19 protein-coding genes are annotated in these 16,332 nt (G+C 43.7%); 11 read left to right on the forward strand and 8 right to left on the reverse strand.

Going from position 1 to position 16,332, the window contains the following annotated elements; translation table 11 throughout:
* The 8 genes from MAMP_RS13550 to MAMP_RS13585 all read left to right on the forward strand — a co-directional run bounded on the left by MAMP_RS13550 (position 1) and on the right by MAMP_RS13585 (position 5,400).
* Positions 1–1,056, forward strand: coding sequence for a protein-glutamate methylesterase/protein-glutamine glutaminase (locus MAMP_RS13550; RefSeq protein WP_007146652.1), 1,056 nt, complete (start codon positions 1–3; stop codon positions 1,054–1,056).
* A 1-nt stretch (position 1,057) separates the two neighbouring features.
* Positions 1,058–1,798, forward strand: a complete 741-nt coding sequence (locus MAMP_RS13555) for a flagellar motor protein (RefSeq protein WP_007146653.1) — start codon at positions 1,058–1,060, stop codon at positions 1,796–1,798.
* 10 nt (positions 1,799–1,808) lie between these two features.
* Positions 1,809–2,702 (forward strand): flagellar motor protein MotD, encoded by an 894-nt coding sequence (gene motD / locus MAMP_RS13560; RefSeq protein WP_007146654.1) that lies wholly within the window; start codon positions 1,809–1,811, stop codon positions 2,700–2,702.
* 2 nt (positions 2,703–2,704) lie between these two features.
* Positions 2,705–3,493, forward strand: a complete 789-nt coding sequence (locus MAMP_RS13565) for a ParA family protein (protein WP_007146655.1) — start codon at positions 2,705–2,707, stop codon at positions 3,491–3,493.
* Complete coding sequence (locus tag MAMP_RS13570) at positions 3,486–4,247, forward strand: chemotaxis protein CheW (RefSeq protein WP_007146656.1); 762 nt, start codon at positions 3,486–3,488, stop codon at positions 4,245–4,247. Before MAMP_RS13565 ends, MAMP_RS13570 begins: the two co-directional genes overlap by 8 nt.
* Before the next feature lie 83 nt (positions 4,248–4,330).
* Complete coding sequence (locus tag MAMP_RS13575; protein ID WP_007146657.1) at positions 4,331–4,804, forward strand: chemotaxis protein CheW; 474 nt, start codon at positions 4,331–4,333, stop codon at positions 4,802–4,804.
* Positions 4,805–4,816: 12 nt separating this feature from the next.
* Entirely contained in the window at positions 4,817–4,999 is a 183-nt protein-coding gene (locus tag MAMP_RS13580) for a hypothetical protein (RefSeq protein WP_007146658.1), read from the forward strand.
* Positions 5,000–5,028: 29 nt separating this feature from the next.
* Positions 5,029–5,400 (forward strand): DUF2802 domain-containing protein, encoded by a 372-nt coding sequence (locus MAMP_RS13585; RefSeq protein WP_007146659.1) that lies wholly within the window; start codon positions 5,029–5,031, stop codon positions 5,398–5,400.
* Here the strand turns inward: MAMP_RS13585 and MAMP_RS13590 are convergent.
* The 3 genes from MAMP_RS13590 to fliK form a co-directional block, all read right to left on the reverse strand.
* On the reverse strand, positions 5,397–7,214 hold the full coding sequence (locus MAMP_RS13590) for a putative bifunctional diguanylate cyclase/phosphodiesterase (protein ID WP_007146660.1): 1,818 nt from the start codon (positions 7,212–7,214) through the stop codon (positions 5,397–5,399). The two genes, MAMP_RS13585 and MAMP_RS13590, sit on opposite strands and share 4 nt — an antisense overlap.
* A gap of 186 nt (positions 7,215–7,400) precedes the next feature.
* Positions 7,401–7,694 carry an EscU/YscU/HrcU family type III secretion system export apparatus switch protein gene (locus MAMP_RS13595; protein ID WP_007146661.1) on the reverse strand — a complete coding sequence of 98 codons (294 nt, stop codon included), beginning with the start codon at positions 7,692–7,694 and terminating at the stop codon, positions 7,401–7,403.
* Positions 7,691–9,376 (reverse strand): flagellar hook-length control protein FliK, encoded by a 1,686-nt coding sequence (gene fliK, locus MAMP_RS13600; RefSeq protein WP_007146662.1) that lies wholly within the window; start codon positions 9,374–9,376, stop codon positions 7,691–7,693. The genes MAMP_RS13595 and fliK overlap by 4 nt, the downstream gene beginning before the upstream one ends.
* Before the next feature lie 65 nt (positions 9,377–9,441).
* On the opposite strand from fliK, the gene MAMP_RS15785 reads away from it, so the two are divergent.
* Positions 9,442–10,323 carry a pentapeptide repeat-containing protein gene (locus MAMP_RS15785; RefSeq protein WP_007146663.1) on the forward strand — a complete coding sequence of 294 codons (882 nt, stop codon included), beginning with the start codon at positions 9,442–9,444 and terminating at the stop codon, positions 10,321–10,323.
* Here MAMP_RS15785 and MAMP_RS13610 read toward each other — a convergent pair.
* From MAMP_RS13610 to pgl, 4 genes are read right to left on the reverse strand one after another with little or no spacing between them, the layout of a single operon-like run.
* Complete coding sequence (locus MAMP_RS13610) at positions 10,312–10,932, reverse strand: DUF2238 domain-containing protein (RefSeq protein WP_007146664.1); 621 nt, start codon at positions 10,930–10,932, stop codon at positions 10,312–10,314. The two genes, MAMP_RS15785 and MAMP_RS13610, sit on opposite strands and share 12 nt — an antisense overlap.
* A 16-nt stretch (positions 10,933–10,948) precedes the next feature.
* Positions 10,949–11,329 (reverse strand): Co2+/Mg2+ efflux protein ApaG, encoded by a 381-nt coding sequence (apaG, locus tag MAMP_RS13615; protein ID WP_007146665.1) that lies wholly within the window; start codon positions 11,327–11,329, stop codon positions 10,949–10,951.
* Positions 11,330–11,332: 3 nt separating this feature from the next.
* Positions 11,333–12,319, reverse strand: a complete 987-nt coding sequence (gene glk, locus MAMP_RS13620; protein WP_007146666.1) for a glucokinase — start codon at positions 12,317–12,319, stop codon at positions 11,333–11,335.
* Positions 12,320–12,321: 2 nt separating this feature from the next.
* Entirely contained in the window at positions 12,322–13,032 is a 711-nt protein-coding gene (gene pgl, locus MAMP_RS13625; RefSeq protein ID WP_007146667.1) for a 6-phosphogluconolactonase, read from the reverse strand.
* A 157-nt stretch (positions 13,033–13,189) separates the two neighbouring features.
* Between pgl and MAMP_RS13630 the strand changes: the two genes are divergently transcribed.
* On the forward strand, positions 13,190–13,879 hold the full coding sequence (locus MAMP_RS13630; protein WP_007146668.1) for an SIMPL domain-containing protein: 690 nt from the start codon (positions 13,190–13,192) through the stop codon (positions 13,877–13,879).
* 48 nt (positions 13,880–13,927) lie between these two features.
* Here MAMP_RS13630 and ilvA read toward each other — a convergent pair whose 3' ends face one another.
* On the reverse strand, positions 13,928–15,442 hold the full coding sequence (gene ilvA / locus MAMP_RS13635; RefSeq protein WP_007146669.1) for a threonine ammonia-lyase, biosynthetic: 1,515 nt from the start codon (positions 15,440–15,442) through the stop codon (positions 13,928–13,930).
* Positions 15,443–15,604: 162 nt separating this feature from the next.
* On the opposite strand from ilvA, the gene rpiA reads away from it, so the two are divergent.
* A complete protein-coding gene (rpiA, locus tag MAMP_RS13640; protein WP_007146670.1) occupies positions 15,605–16,270 on the forward strand; it encodes a ribose-5-phosphate isomerase RpiA in 666 nt (221 codons plus the stop codon).
* The last annotated feature ends 62 nt before the right edge of the window (positions 16,271–16,332 follow it).

Below are 16,332 nucleotides of genomic sequence, written 5' to 3' on the forward strand. Positions count from 1 at the left end.
GTGACGGTTAAGGTTCTGATAGTCGATGACTCAAGTTTTTTCCGTAAACGTCTTGCTGAAATCATAGCAACCGATCCGCGACTTCAAGTCATTGCCACTGCCAGTAATGGCGAAGAAGCTATCAGGGAAGTACAACGTCACCATCCCGATGTGGTCACAATGGACTTAGAAATGCCGGTGATGGATGGCATTACCGCCGTACGTAAAATAAAAGCAATCCGTAATACACCCGTCCTTATGTTGTCGACCTGGACCACGGAAGGAGCGAAATCGACGCTGGATGCACTGGAAGCCGGTGCGACAGATTTTTTACCAAAGCGTTTTGAAGATTTATCGAGTGATAAAGTTGAAGCTCAACGCAAGCTTTGCCAGCGAATATATCAACTGTCCAGTGGCTTTCACGCCAATCACTCAGATTTATCAGCGGCGAACAGAATAGTCAAAAGCCAAGTATCTGTTCCAGTGAAAGCTGATAAGTCCTCAAATACGACACCTGAGCTGGTTGCCATCGGTACCTCGACAGGTGGCCCGGTTGCTCTACAAAAAGTATTAACACAATTGCCGGCGAATTTTCCTTGTCCTATTTTATTAATTCAGCACATGCCGGCCACATTTACACCCTCATTTGCAGAACGCTTGAATACACAATGTGCAATTCGGGTAAAACAGGCAGAAAATGGTGAAGTGTTGCAAGCGGGTACAGCCTATCTGGCACCTGGTGGCCAACAAATGTTACTTAAAGGCCGCCCAAATCATCTCTATGTCAGTATCGAAGCCGGTGACGCTAATGAGACCTATAAACCCTGTGTGGATCTGACATTTGATTCTATTGCCAATATATGTGGAGCCAAAACCTTAGCTGTTATCTTGACGGGTATGGGTAGTGATGGTCGTAATGGCTGTGAAAATATCAAGAAAAGAACTGGCACCGTATGGGCTCAGGATCAACAAAGCAGTACGATTTATGGCATGCCAATGGCTGTCGCTAAAGCTGGCCTGGCTGACAAAATTCTCGATATCAACGACATTGGTCGACAACTGGCGGAACTGAGTTGATATGGATATTTTGAGTATCCTCGGACTCATTATTGGTTTTGGGGCCATACTGATAGGCCAGTATCTTGAAGGCGGTCATATTGACACCATTATGAACGCTGTCGCCCTGTTGATTGTGATGGGCGGCACGCTTGGTGCAGTCATGCTACAAACGCCAATGAGTACATTTCTGCGTGCCATGCGAATGTCTTTATGGATCATCAAACCACCCAAGTTATCACCTCGCCTGCAATTAGAAAAAATACTGGAATGGAATCAGGTTGCACGACGAGAAGGACTCATCAGACTGGAATCTATGGCGATTGAAGAGACCGATCTTTTCACGCAAAAAGGCCTGCAATTGATTGCCGATGGCATTGAACCGGAAGTACTCAGAGAAGTGTTGGAGAATGACCTGGATATTCAGGAATCAGATGATTTTCAGACAGCCAAAGTGTTTGAAGCCATGGGTGGATACTCACCCACTATTGGTATTATTGGCGCTGTGATGGGACTGATTCATGTGATGGGAAATCTGGCAGATCCTGCCTCACTGGGTTCAGGTATTGCTGTTGCCTTTGTCGCTACAATTTATGGTGTGGGTCTTGCCAATCTATTATTCCTGCCAATCGGTAATAAGCTAAAAGCGTTGATTAATAAGCGTAGTCGTCTTCAAATGATGTTGATTGAAGGGTTAATTGGTGTAGCTGATGGTGACAACCCAAGAAATATCGAAAGTCGCCTTCAGGCCTATTTAAACTGAGTGATGCTCTATGGCTCGTCGAAACAGACATGAAGAACATGAAAATCACGAACGTTGGCTGGTCTCCTATGCTGACTTTATCACCCTTTTATTTGCTTTTTTTGTCGTGATGTACTCGATCTCTTCCGTCAATGAAGGTAAATACCGTGTGCTGTCTGATACTCTGGAAGCGGTATTCTCAGAACCTGTTCGTAGTAAAGATCCAATACAAATTGGTGAAATCAGTCGGGGAAAAGGTGAGATAGTGATTGAACCTCTCGCCCCAGTTGTGCCGGAAACGCCTCTACCTGAGGTTGTTTCCAACTTTCCACCTAAAGCGACAGATAATGATATCCGTACCATCAATGATCTATCCAAACAATTCAGCTCCGCATTATCCGATTGGATTAAATCTGACGATGTCATGATAAAACAAGGTGAAGACTGGCTAGAACTGGAAATAAAGTCACGAGTGTTATTTGAAAGTGGTGAAGCTAGGCTGGCCCGCCCTGCTATACCTGTTCTGGGGGAGATAGCTAGTATCCTTCAAAAATCAGCTAATCCTATTCAGGTTGAAGGATTTACTGATAATAACCCCATTAATACGCCACGTTTTCCATCTAACTGGGAATTATCGGCTGCACGTGCTGCCAGTGTTGTCCATTTATTGGACAGGTACGGTATTCAACCTGACCGTATGTCAGCTATCGGCTATGGTGAGTATAAACCGATTGCAAGTAATGATACTGAAGCAGGACGGCAGAAAAACCGCCGGGTGGTGTTGGTTGTGTTGGGTAATGATATGAGCCGTCGGGATATCAATGTTTTCCATGATGCAAGCACAGGCTCCCCTTCATCCAGATCGTCAATCCCCGTTAATTCTGACACAAGCCAGTCTGGCCAAAATAATACAGGTGAACAATAATCATGGCTGTCTGGGCAGTATGTAATCAGAAAGGCGGGGTCGCAAAAACGACAACAGTAGTGTCGCTTGCCAGCCTACTTGCTCAGAAAGGTGAGCCCGTGCTGATGCTCGATCTTGATCCTCATGGCTCACTGACAACCTATCTCGGTTATGATCCTGACAGCATTGAAACCAGTATTTACACCTTATTTCAGCAATTAGACAACACTCCCAAAGAAGCCATTTTAAAAAGTCTGAAAAAAACTCGTCACGATAATATTTTCTTATTACCCGCCTCCACCGCGATGGCAACACTGGACCGACAGTTAGGTGCTCAACAAGGGAAAGGCTTAGTGATTCGTAAAACATTAAGCTTTTTCAAAGATCGCTTTAAACACGTGCTTATTGACTGCCCGCCAATGCTTGGGGTGTTAATGATCAACGCGCTGGCAGCCTGCGATAAACTGATTATTCCGGTCCAGACTGAGTTTTTATCGCTCAAAGGTCTTGAGCATATGTTGCATACCGTGTCGATGATTAATCATTCGCGACGAAGCGCCCTGCCCTATTTTATTGTTCCGACCATGCATGATGGCCGAACAAAAGCAGCTATCGACTGCCTGGCAGAACTTCATAAACGCTATGGTGATAATGTCTGGCAAAGTTTTGTTCCTGTCGATATCGGCTTTCGTGAAGCCAGTAAGCTTGGACTGCCTTTACCAGAAATGTCACCCGATAGCGCAGGCACAAGAGCCTATAAACAATTGTTGAATATGTTAAATGAGCCAGAGGTGAATGTTTCCAATGGCTAAGAAAAAAATTTATGAACAGCGGGATGCGTTATCCGCTTACTTCAATGATATGTTATTGGATTCAGAGCAGACCGCGAGCGATGCTGCTGTAAGCCATTCAGAACCACCAATAACCAAACCCGCATTGAAACAGACTGTCATATTTCCAACAGAGGATATTATCCAGTCTGATGAAGATATTGTCGTTCCAGCCAGCGCGCTGGTATCGACACCGACGCCAGAAAACGAGGATGACATACCGCCTCAAGACGTGAGCAGCGAAACAGAATCGATAGTAGAAGAGTCCCTCCAATCTGATGCCGCATCAGAAACGACAGCAGACAAGCGACAAATACCGAACACTGTTCTCAAAATATTATTGTGTGATATCGGTGGTATGAAAGTCGCTATCAAAGTTGATTCGCTTGATAATATTATTCGCTGGCCAACGCAGGGGCTGAGTCAAATTCCTGGACGTAAATCATGGGAAGTCGGTCTTTTCAGTGACAATGGTCAAAATACTAATGTCATTGATATCAGAACGCTATTACATACCCCCAATAAAGAAACAGCATTACAAGCAAACTATATACTTCTGGTCAATGACAGACGCACTGGTATCGCATGCGATAACATTGAGCAAATTATCAATAAAAACAGTGGCGACATTAACTGGCGCCATGATACAAGTCAGCGGCCATGGTTTACAGGCGTACTGAGCGAAACAATGCACAGTATTTTGGATATCTCTGCCATCATTAATGCCTTAGAGTGATGTTAACTGGCATGATGTCTGCATATCCTTTATCAGCAGCTCGCTGTCATAAAAATGACAGCCATATCAGAAGGTCATAAAACATGAGCGAGAAAGATAACAGTAACGAAAACCCGATTTTACAGTGGGTGACGTATCAACTCGAAGACGAATACTATGGTATTAACGTCATGCAGGTGCAGGAAGTATTACGCATGACTGAAATTGCGCCGGTACCAGGCGCGCCTTCTTATGTACTGGGTATTATTAATTTACGTGGCAATGTAGTGACCGTCATCGATACACGAATGCGTTTTGGTTTAAACGCGATTGAACCTGATGATCGGGCTCGAATTATTATCGTAGAAGTCTCTGGCCATGTTATTGGTATGTTGGTCGACTGTGTGGCAGAAGTCGTTTATTTACGCCAGTCAGAAATTGATACTGCACCGAATGTCAGTGATGACAGTTCACGCTTTATTCAAGGGGTCTGCAAACGTGATAAATATTTGTTGATTCTGGTCGACGTCAATAAATTATTAAACGATGAAGAGATTGCTGACATTTCTGGTTTTTAAGGGATAACGTCAATGGCTGATGATATCAACCCTATCCAGCCGACCACGCCCTTGCCGATTATTCATCCTGTCTCAGATGAAGATAAACCGGCGCAACAGGATCAGCACAAGAAGAAACAAGAGACGAATGAAGAAGAAGAGAAACCGCGTCCAAAAGAAGATGATAAGGGCGAGTTTATTGATGAGTACGTTTAAGTTCAGACAGCTGTCTGGGGAGTAAAACCATGACTATTTTCGTCGTATTTACCGTGATGAGTGCCGTATTTCTGGTCATTGGCCTCGCTACCATGCGTCTGCTGAAACTGTATCAATTGCAAACTAAACGTATTCATGATCTTCAAAATCAAATCACCGCCTTATGCTCGGGTGCTGCTGGTACTGATGATCGTATCCATAAGTTCGAGCAAACACTGAGTAAACTGCGTGATCATCAACGCAGCCTCGACCTCAGTGCCAATCATCAACCGGGTTACGACCATGCGATTCGTTTAGCTAAGAAAGGGGCAGATATTCAACAGCTGATAAATAACTGTAATTTAAGCGATGAAGAGGCTCATCTGATTACCACATTACATGGACAGCGTAATGTACATTAATCTTTTGGTTTCGGTATTTTGGCGTTGGGTTTACCGACTAAAAAGCCTTGAACCATATCAACACCATAACTCTTTAACAATTCTAAGGTACTTCTTCTCTCGACAAACTCCGCCACCGTCTTTTTACCAAGGCTATGAGCAATATCGATCATCGATTTCACTAATTGCTGATCAACCGGGTCGTTATCCAAATCAGTAATAAATCCGCCGTCAATTTTCAAAATGTCGACAGGGAAATGTTTTAAATAACTATACGAATTAAAGCCTGCCCCAAAATCATCGAGTGCAAAGCGACATCCCAGTGAACGCAAATCTGACACCATTCTTCTTGTCTGCTCAAAGTTAGAGATGGCGTAGGTTTCGGTAATTTCAAAAACAATACGATTCGGATCTATCTTGGTCTGACTGAGCTTATCCCGTACTAACTTGTATAAATTCTCATCCAGAAATACATTGCCTGAAAGATTGATAGCAAAAGATAGATTTTCTGGCATATTGACGATTAGCTCAAAGACTTTCGCCACTACCCAGAAATCAATCTGATGTATCAACCCCATTGCTTCAGCAACAGGAATGAACTCTTTTGGATAAAAAATAACGTTACCATCACCACGCATACGAATCAGGCACTCATAGTGTGAGACCTGCTCGGATTCAAGTGAATAAATCGGTTGGAACTCTAATAAAAACAAACCTTCCTTCAACGCAGCGCGAATGCGTGGTGCCCATTCCACACTATGACGCAAGGTATGCATTTCTCGGTCATCAGGACTGTAAAGATGCACTCTGTTGCGTCCGCGAGTTTTGGCGGTATAACAAGCCTGATTCGAATGTGACAGTACTTCCCCTACCGTGGTGGCATTGTCCGCATCAATCACTTTTAAACCGATACTGGCTGACAGATGATAATGATGACCATGATGTTCAAAATCATAGCCATCAAAAAGATTGCGTAGATCTTCAGCTAATTTGATTGCTGTTTCTTTATCCGTATTGTTGACCAGCACAGCAAACTCATCCGAACCAATCCTCACCAGAATATCGTTAATATTAAAATAACGCCTCAGCGAGTTAGCCACCTGTACCAGCAAAGTATCGCCTGCTTCATGTCCCTCGGCGTCATTCAGCACTTTAAAGCTATCTAAATCAATATAAAAAAGTGCACTGACGCTCATGAAATTACGCACCTGACTCAAGGTCATATCCAGTGCATTCTCTAAACGTCGTCGATTAGCCAGGCCGGTTAAATCATCATGATTCACTGAAAACTGTAAGCGTGCTTCCATCACTTTCAGGTTAGCAAGTTCATCTTCAAGCTCTGTTTGTCGTTTAAACGTTTTATCACGCTCTCGTTTAATTGCTAATGCCGTCATAATCGCTGGAGGTAATGATTCAGCTGTCATCGGGTGGTAAAGGAGCGAAGTCACACCATAGCCTAAATCAGTAAGTAACTGAGCATGATCCCAAATAGATTGCCTGCATAACGAAATAATGGGGATCAAACGCCATTCATCAAACTGATCCATCACCATACGAATATCTTTGGTAGAAATTCCAGGTAAATCATTATCTAAAATCAATAAGTCGATATCGGATAAGTCGTTTTGGATACTCTGCCGCAGTAACAGCATAACCCCATCAGTATCAGTCGCACTTTGTATGCGTTTAAAACCACTGATTTCAAGTAAGGTTTTTGTAAATGCCGTTTCGGCTGGATGGCGACCGCCAATGATGATCTTTGCATCAAGGAGTTCTGTAACTGAAGCTATGCTAGCAGGTAGATCAGATTTCTGATCAAGTGCTATCTCACGCATCAACGTTTCCTTGATTTTATTTTTCATCAGTTAGGGGAGCTACATTCTGTAGACCAGAAATTAAACATGCACCGACAATATCGGATATATATATTAAAATCAACACTTAATGTTATTTTTATAATCCTGATTATAAAGTTTATGAGTATGTTTCCAGAAAATGCTTATGTATATAAATGCTGAGTTTCAGCTTTGGTTTTTATTTTCTCTTTTATTTACAGGAACTTTTCCTGACACCAGATACGCATACGCAATAACCTCGGCAATCGCTCTGTAGAGTATCGGGGGAATTTCTTCACCAAGTTTGAGTTCACTCAATAACTCGGTCAACAGCGCATCCTGACGCAATGGGATATTGTGTTCGCGTGCTATGCGAATAATTTCATCCGCAATATCACCCTGACCAGTGGCGGTGACAATAGGTGCATTCTCACCATCATATTGAAGTGCTATGGCATGCAAAATATCTTTTTTACTCATACGGAAATATCCACCAGGTGATCATTTCGTTCTGTCATCACAATCGGTGTTACAGGCTTTACAATGCCTTGTCTGCAACTTAGATGACTGACATTAAGCCCAATATCATTTAAGCGTCCATCTAAATGCTCTAAATAAGTTGTCAATAATGTGGCACTTTGCTGACGTTCCGCTAATAACACCACACTCACATCAAGCGCGTGCAGTGTGATTCTGGCTTGCATAGGACCTAAATTCTGAGTTTCAAGGTTGAGTTGGACCTGCCAAATCGCTGAATCCTTATTTTTGTTCTTCCCGGTATATTGCTGGTCAATCCGCATCTGCAACATTTCCAGTTGCTGCTTTTCCTTAACGGGTAGATCAAATAGCCAGACATTGGCGTTGGTATTGAGATCATTGTCTTGGACCATCGACAATTGATTGAACTGAATTTTCGCAGTGACTGACTCAACATCCTGCAATAAATCACGCATCATTTGAAACTCAATCGCTCGTGTAACAGCCTGTTGCGCATTTGCAGCCACATTCACAACTGGTGCAGTCGTGACCGGTGGTGAACTTGTCGTCACTGGTGATGCTGTTTTATCTGTATTGCTAGCTGTTGTTAATCCTGACAATAAACTGAATAACAGCTGAGTTGGTGTTTGCCCACGATTTGCCAGAGCTGGCAATATTTGTGCTGGCAGAGGTCTCATATCCTGCGGTGTTGATAATACCTGCCTGATAGCAGTTTGCACCTCGATCGGTAGTTGTTTTATGAGCTCTGGGTTATCCAGTAATTTAGGTAATAATGGGGATTGTAATTGTGCTCTAAGCACATCCGCTAATCGTAATAAATTCCCTTTCAGGTTCTGTTGTAAATTCGTCTCCGCAGTCGTTTGCTTCAGCTGATTTTCAAAAAACACCCCACTGTTATTAATCGTTTGTTGCAGCTTTTCCGGCTGCTGCAAGCTGCTCTTATCCACCAGGTTTTGTATTAAACCAGTTAGTGCTTGTCGCACGGGCTCAGGCAGAGATTGCGTAGTATCTGGCGATAAATTCATGCTCGCCGGTTTAGCTATCAGGTTCTGTAATAATGGTAATAATTCTCGCTGGTAATTCATCACCCGCTGTTCACGAGTCGCAGCATCCGGCATGATCTTCACCGATAATGGCAGTGTTTTTAATACCTCAACAGCAAGTTTATCGCCTGTTTTAAACAGCTGATTGATACCACTAACATCAATTTCCATTAGCTTAGGTAAAGCGTTGTTTAATTGAGCAAGCTGGTTAGCTTGAGGCTGAGTTACCGACGCATCAGTAATAAATTTAGGTGCCACTAATAAGCGATTTTGTGCAAGCATTTTGACAACATCGGCAGCAATGACTTGCCCCGCTTTTAATAGTGTTGCCAAAGTCATTGGCTCAATATCGATTTTTTGTGCTGAGGCAGGCGTTAATTGAATGACTGGCTGGCCAGCTTCGATAGATTTCTGCAGAGTGACTTTTTGACCAGGCGTCAGCTCTTGTTGCGTATTGACCTGAAACACCTTATCACCAAGCTGAAGTTTAATCTGATCGGCATTGACTCTTCCAATCACTGTCGCCTCTACTTTTTGGCCGACAGGAAGTGCATCCGCTAATTTTGTAGAGGCATTTACAATCACTTCAGTATTCGCTTGTTGAGATCTATTTATCTGCATAAAGTCACTATATAACTCGACATAGTGCTAGTATAGCAATCTGGTTATTGCTAAGAGCAATGGCAATGAAACATAAAAATGGACAATGGTATATTCGTAAACAGGGCAAGATTTCAGGCCCGTTTACCGCTTCTGTTATTAGTAATCACCTAAAAGTAGGCCGGCTTAGTTTGGATGATGAGGTCTCACGTGACCGTCGTCATTGGCATAGCTTTGCTGATTCTGCTGATTTCACTATTGCTCCCTCAAAAGATCAGCCTGTAAAAGGCTATTTAGATGAGCGTACAGGCTTGGATCGACGTAATTCAACAGATACTGTAGTCGATGAGTCAGTATTACAACAACGTCAAGGCGAACGGCGCGAGGAGGAAGCGGAAATAGAGCTGAAAAGACGATATCTGCGTCGAATCCTAATGCATCGTTACTTAAACCGTAACCAAAACATATTATGGCCCAGCATCTCTATTTTAATTGTCCTTGTCATTGTCAGTATTTTAGCCGTTCGCTTTCCAACTCCTTTGCCAACCCCACAATCTGATTGCCAGTCTCCAGCAACACCTAAGGTCAATTGGAATAACTGTCAGCTTTCAGGCCAAAATCTTACCAATACCTCTCTCTCCATGGCGTTAATGCGTGCTAGTAATCTTAGCAATGCTAACCTGATGAACAGTGACTTATCGGGAGCTGATTTGGCTTATAGTGATCTGCGTAAGGCGAATTTGAGTTACGCCCTATTAATGAAGGCTGATCTGAAAGGTGCAAACTTAAGAGAAGCAGATTTAGGTGATGCCGATTTGTCTTATGCAGATTTGTCCTACGCCGATTTAACCCTGGCCAATATCAATGGTGCCAAGCTGGAAGGCGTTCAGTTAGATAATGCCATCTGGATTAATGGTGCAATATGCGGTAAAAACTCGATTGGTATTTGCCGACAATCAGTGCAATAGTTCGGCTAATTGCCGGTCCTGAGTTCTAGCAAAAACGCATTGAGCAAAGATACTGCCATTTAAGGCTAAGAACATATCCCACTGTGTATCCCAGTTATCACCTTGCGTTCCCAGGAAAGCCTCAGCCGCCTGGGCATTAATTACAGCAGCGGCCCACTCGACAAACTCATAACAGGCACTGATAGCCAGACTTACAGAGCAGACCAGAAAAAATAACCACTTGCCTCGCTGAAGTGGAGAAGCGCGTAATAATATTTCACGAGCTAATAATGCTGGTATAACACCCTGAATAAAATGGCCCAGACGATCATAATGATTACGGGCTAAGTCGAACTCGTCCTGAATCCAGTTAAATAAGGGATTTTCTGCATAGGTGTAAAAACCGCCAATAATCAGAATAAAAGCAAAGATGCTAATAGCGCGAATTGAAATAATAGTCAGTGGAAATCGTCTATGAGTCACTAGCAATAGGGGTATTGCAACCATGACCGGCACGGTTTCCATAAACCAGGTCAATCGATCAGCAACCGGATCTATGGCAGAAACAAGCAAGGCAATAGAAACGAATCCCAACCAGATCAGTTTTTCTATATTATGACTTGTCAGCATTACGCAGAGCTTGGGCTTAGTGCAATTTACGTGGCGCAGCCAGGGTGAATGCCGGAATATTCACTTCAAAGCGTTCGCCATTATCACCCATCATTTTGTAATGACCTTGCATCATACCAACAGGCGTATCTAGCATCGCTGCACTGGTATAGGTGAATTCCTGTTCAGGGGCGAGATAAGGGTGAAGTCCTACGACACCATCGCCTTCTACTTCTTGCTCATGACCGTCGCCACCGGTAATTTTCCAGTAACGCGATAACAGCCGTGCCGATGATTGGCTGTGATTTTTGATAGTGATGGTATAGGCAAATAGATAGCGTGCTTTTTCCGGATCTGACTCTTCATCCAGATAGGTCGTTTCTACATCAACTAAAATATCGTTATTTTGTTCATTCATAGCTTAATTATACATGGCTTTTTGTGCCAATAAGCGTGCACCTTTCAGACCGACTTCCTCATCAAGTACGATATGGATCGGTATCTGCTTCATCAACGTCGTCATACGGCCTTTTTCAGCAAAGCTGTTGATAAATGATGGGGATCTAAACTTAGCCATATTCTTCAGCAGAATGTTGCCAACCAGATAAACACCACCTCGAGCGAGTGTTGTCAGCGCTAAATTCCCGGCTTGCGCCGCATAAATATCTACAAACATGTCTAAGGCTTCATTTGCTAGAACATCATTGTGTTCCAGCGCAAACTGACTGATAGCAGATGCCGCATCACCATTAACCATGGCTAATCGCAAAGCATTATTTTCGTCAATTTGTTTATAATCACGTAAGAAATGATAAAGACTAACAAGACCGCTACCACAGACAATACGGTCATAAGACACATGACCATGACGTTGTTGTAGATGCTCCAGAAAAAGCTGTTGCGTCCGATCTAATGGTGCGAAATCAACGTGTCCACCTTCTGTCGGAAAAACTCGCCAGTCACCATTGTCGGGAATCAATATCGCCTGCCCTAGTCCGGTGCCGGCACCTAAGACAACGCGGGGCGAAATTTCACTAGGCCCTCCAATTTGTATGGTTTCAAAATCCGCTGACTGAAGACTGGCAATGCCGTAACCCACTGCTTCAAAATCATTACACAGCGTGACACGCTTGATTGAGAATTGCTTCTCAATCAAGCTGGCATCTAACTTCCAGGGTAATTTTGTCACTTGTCCATACTGATCGCTGACCGGGCCTGCAAGCGCAATACAGGCTGAATCAATCGAATATGCTTGTGGCAGCTGTTCAATAAAAGCAGCCAGAATCGCATCAAAACTATCAAAGCGCTGACTATCTAATCTGAGCTTAGATAAAACATGGCCATCAGCATCGGATAACTCAAATAGTGTTTTTGTTCCACCTACATCAACGGCCAGCATACGTGACATCACTACTGACCCGCAGCAGCTTTATCCATAAACCAGTAATAATCATTCTCCGGCGCCAGACGCTGTACTGGTAGGCCAGAGACAGCATCAGTTGTAATATCATTGACGATCGCCGCTTTGGCTTCGCCAGCAATAAATACAATTACCTGACGCGCGGCGTTAATAACGGGATAGGTAATAGTCACTCGCCATGAATCAAATTTTTCCACATAAAGGCTTGCCGTGAGCGTGTCAGTGACCTCTAAAGCTGGTGTCTCAGGGAACAATGAAGCAATATGCCCATCGGGCCCTAAGCCTAACAAGACTAAATCAAACGGCGCACCATCCATGATCATTTTCATAGTATCGGCGTATCGTGCTGCTACATCAGCTGCATCACCACTTTCTGTTGGCATACGATGCACATTTTCTGCCGGGATCGGTATTAAATCGATCATGGCCTGACGGGCCATCTTAAAATTACTGTCATCATGTGTGGCAGGCACACATCGCTCATCACCAAAAAATAAATGTACCCGCGCCCAGTCAATCTGTTCGATATAAGGTGATGTCGCTAATTTTTCATATAAACCTTTTGGCGTAGAACCACCTGCGAGTGCCACATAAAAAACACCCCTTTTTGCAATCGCTGACCGCGCTGTACTGACAAAATGTTCTGCTGCAGCGGTAATTAAACTCGTCGCATCAGGCAGGATTTTTTGTTCTGCTTTCATTGTGTTCCTCAATTTCTGATTATTTAAACTATGCTGAAACTATGGCGATTAATCACCGCAATTCCCAAATGAATTTTTAGCATGATATATCAAAACTTAACGCTTTTGAGCTAGTCTTAAAATACGCAGCATTTTTTATATAATTAAGGAAGGATCTATGAAAAAAACTTTGGCACTCATTTCGCTTTTTGCCATCAGCCCGCTCAGTTTTGCTGAAGACGTCCTACAACTGGGCATGGTGACCCTTGATACCAGCGCTAGTATAGACGTTGAAAATGATGAACTCATCACCCGCTTGCAAGTTTTTGAGCAAGGAAAAGATCCAGCCAAATTAACCAATATGGTGAATAAAAAAACAGCCCTTGTTCTGGATGCGGTTAAAAATTTCAACGCCATTAAAGCCGAAACATCCAACTACTCCACCCAGCCTATCTATGATGATGGCAAAATTGCCAGTTGGCGCGTCAGTCAACAACTGACTCTGGAAACACGCCAGTTTGACCAAATGAGCCAATTTATTGCTGATATCAATACCTTGGCCAATATCCAATCTATGCAGTTTATGGTGTCAGATGACCGAGCTGAACAGGTGAAAACCGACTTGCTCAAACAAGCGATCAGCAAATTTAAAGATAAAGCTAAACTTATCAGCAGCGAATTTGATCGCAGTGGTTACGAAATCGTGTCTATATCCATTGATGGTAATGCATTTAACCCAATGCCGATGATGGAACGCGCCAATATGATGTCCGCTGATATGCAAATGAAAGGCGCACCAGCCGCATTAGCCGGAGGTAGTAACGAAATTTCCGTCAACGTCCGTGGCAGTATCAAACTGAATCAATAAATCCTGTCATATCCGCGGTGATAGAAGGACATCACCGCGGATATCCCCTTATTTCAAAAACAGTGCATAAGCCGGGTTATCGGTTTCTTCCCAGTAGGTATATCCCAGCGTATCCAGAAACGTCTGAAACTCCTGCTTATAGTCTTCTCCAACCTGAATACCCACCAGCACGCGACCATAATCAGCACCATGGTTGCGATAATGGAAAAGACTGATATTCCAGCGCTGACCAATTCGAGTCAGAAAACGCAGTAAAGCGCCAGGTCGCTCAGGAAATTCAAATCGAATTAAGCGTTCATTATCAATCTGAGGCGCATGCCCCCCCACCATGTAACGAACGTGCAGTTTCGCAGTTTCATTATCAGTGAAATCAACCCAGTCATAGCCAGCATTATCGAGCTGTGAAAATAGCTGCTGTCGTTCTTCTTCCTGCCCATTCATCCGCACGCCGACAAATACCTGCGCTTTTTGCTCATCTGCATAGCGATAGTTAAATTCGGTAATGCCTCGTTCACCCAGTGTTTTACAGAATTTCTGGAAACTACCCGGCTGTTCATCGATTTTAGTGGCAAATAAGACTTCCCTGCGCTCACCAATCTCAGAACGCTCAGCAACATGACGTAGGCGATCAAAGTTAATATTGGCTCCGCTATTAATCGCAACGAGTTGCTGATTTTCCATCGGGTTCTGTGCTAAATATTTTTTCACACCCGCCACAGCGAGCGCGCCCGATGGCTCAGCAATAGAACGGGTGTCCTGGAATATATCCATAATTGCGGCGCATAATTCGTCACTACTGACGGTGACGACTTCATCCACTGTTTCCCGACAGATTCTGAAAGGTTCGACACCCACTTGTCTGACGGCTGTGCCATCGGCAAACAAGCCTACTTGATCCAATTTGACCCGTTCATCAGCTTCCAGTGCGGCTTTCAAACTGGCCGCGTCGGCCGGCTCGACAGCAATGATTTTAATTTCTGGCCAAAAGGCTTTGATATAAGCCGATACACCGGAAATTAGACCGCCACCACCAACGGGCACAAAAACAGCATGAATAGGTTCAGGATGCTGACGGATAATTTCCATCGCAATCGTGCCCTGCCCGGCAATGACTTCCGGATCATCATAAGGATGAATAAAGGCACGACCATCTTTCTCTGCAACAGCTAAGGCGTAAGCACTGGCATCATCATAACTATTGCCATGTAATTTAATTTCAGCACCATAAGCACGAACAGATTCAACCTTGATGGGCGGCGTCGTTTTCGGCATGACAATCAAAGCGGGAATATTCATTTTACTTGCCGCTAAGGCCACACCTTGCGCATGATTCCCCGCCGAAGCACAAACCACGCCGCGTTCACGTTCATCAGCCGATAGCTGACTCATGCGGTTATACGCACCTCGCAGTTTAAATGAAAAAACCGGCTGAAGATCTTCCCGCTTGAGTAAAATCGTATTGTTAAGTCTTTTCGATAAACGAGGCATTACCTCAAGAGGCGTTTCATTCGCCACATCATAAACGCGAGCTTTAAGAATTTTTTCTACGTATCCAGTCAGCATTTCAGCCCAAATCAATCAGTTATGTTGAGAAAAAGACTCAGTGATAGACAGCCAAATCCAGCCATCACTTTCTAAGCAATCGCTTACGTTACCATTGACCGCCATTTATCTCTATAATTGCCGGGATATTTTTTAAGTGATTTGAAACAAAGGAAGCTGCATATGAATGCTGATGAAATGAAAAAACAAGCTGCGTGGGCAGCGCTTGAGTACATTAAAGGTGATGGTATTGTCGGTGTCGGTACCGGTTCGACAGTCAATCACTTCATTGATGCACTGGCAACAATTAAAGATCGTATCGAAGGCGCAGTATCAAGTTCTGAAGCCTCTACACAAAAATTAGAAGCTAACGGCATTAAAGTCTTCAATTTAAATGACTGCAATGAAATTGAAGTTTATGTTGATGGCGCAGATGAATCGAATCACTTACTGGAACTAGTAAAAGGCGGTGGCGGCGCATTAACACGTGAAAAAATCATTGCTGCAGCCAGTAAACAATTTGTCTGTATCGCTGATGCTTCAAAACTGGTCGACGTCTTAGGTAAATTCCCTTTACCTGTTGAAGTGATTCCGATGGCACGCAGCTACGTCGCCCGTGAGATCGTCAAGCTAGGCGGTCAGCCTGTTTACCGTGAAGGTGTTATTACCGATAATGGCAATGTGATTCTGGATGTGCATGGTCTGGATATCATGGAACCGATTAAGTTAGAAAAAACCTTGAATGATATCGTCGGTGTGGTCACAAATGGTTTATTTGCCATGCGTCCAGCGGATGTTCTGTTACTGGGTTCGCCAGAGGGAACCAAAACCGTATTCGCGAAATCATAAAAGGCTAAATATGGACTGATCCTGCTCAGCGGGATCAGTTTTCTTTTTTCTCATCATTGGCG

It is taken from the genome of Methylophaga thalassica MP, assembly GCF_000214595.1.
Taxonomy (GTDB): domain Bacteria; phylum Pseudomonadota; class Gammaproteobacteria; order Nitrosococcales; family Methylophagaceae; genus Methylophaga; species Methylophaga thalassica.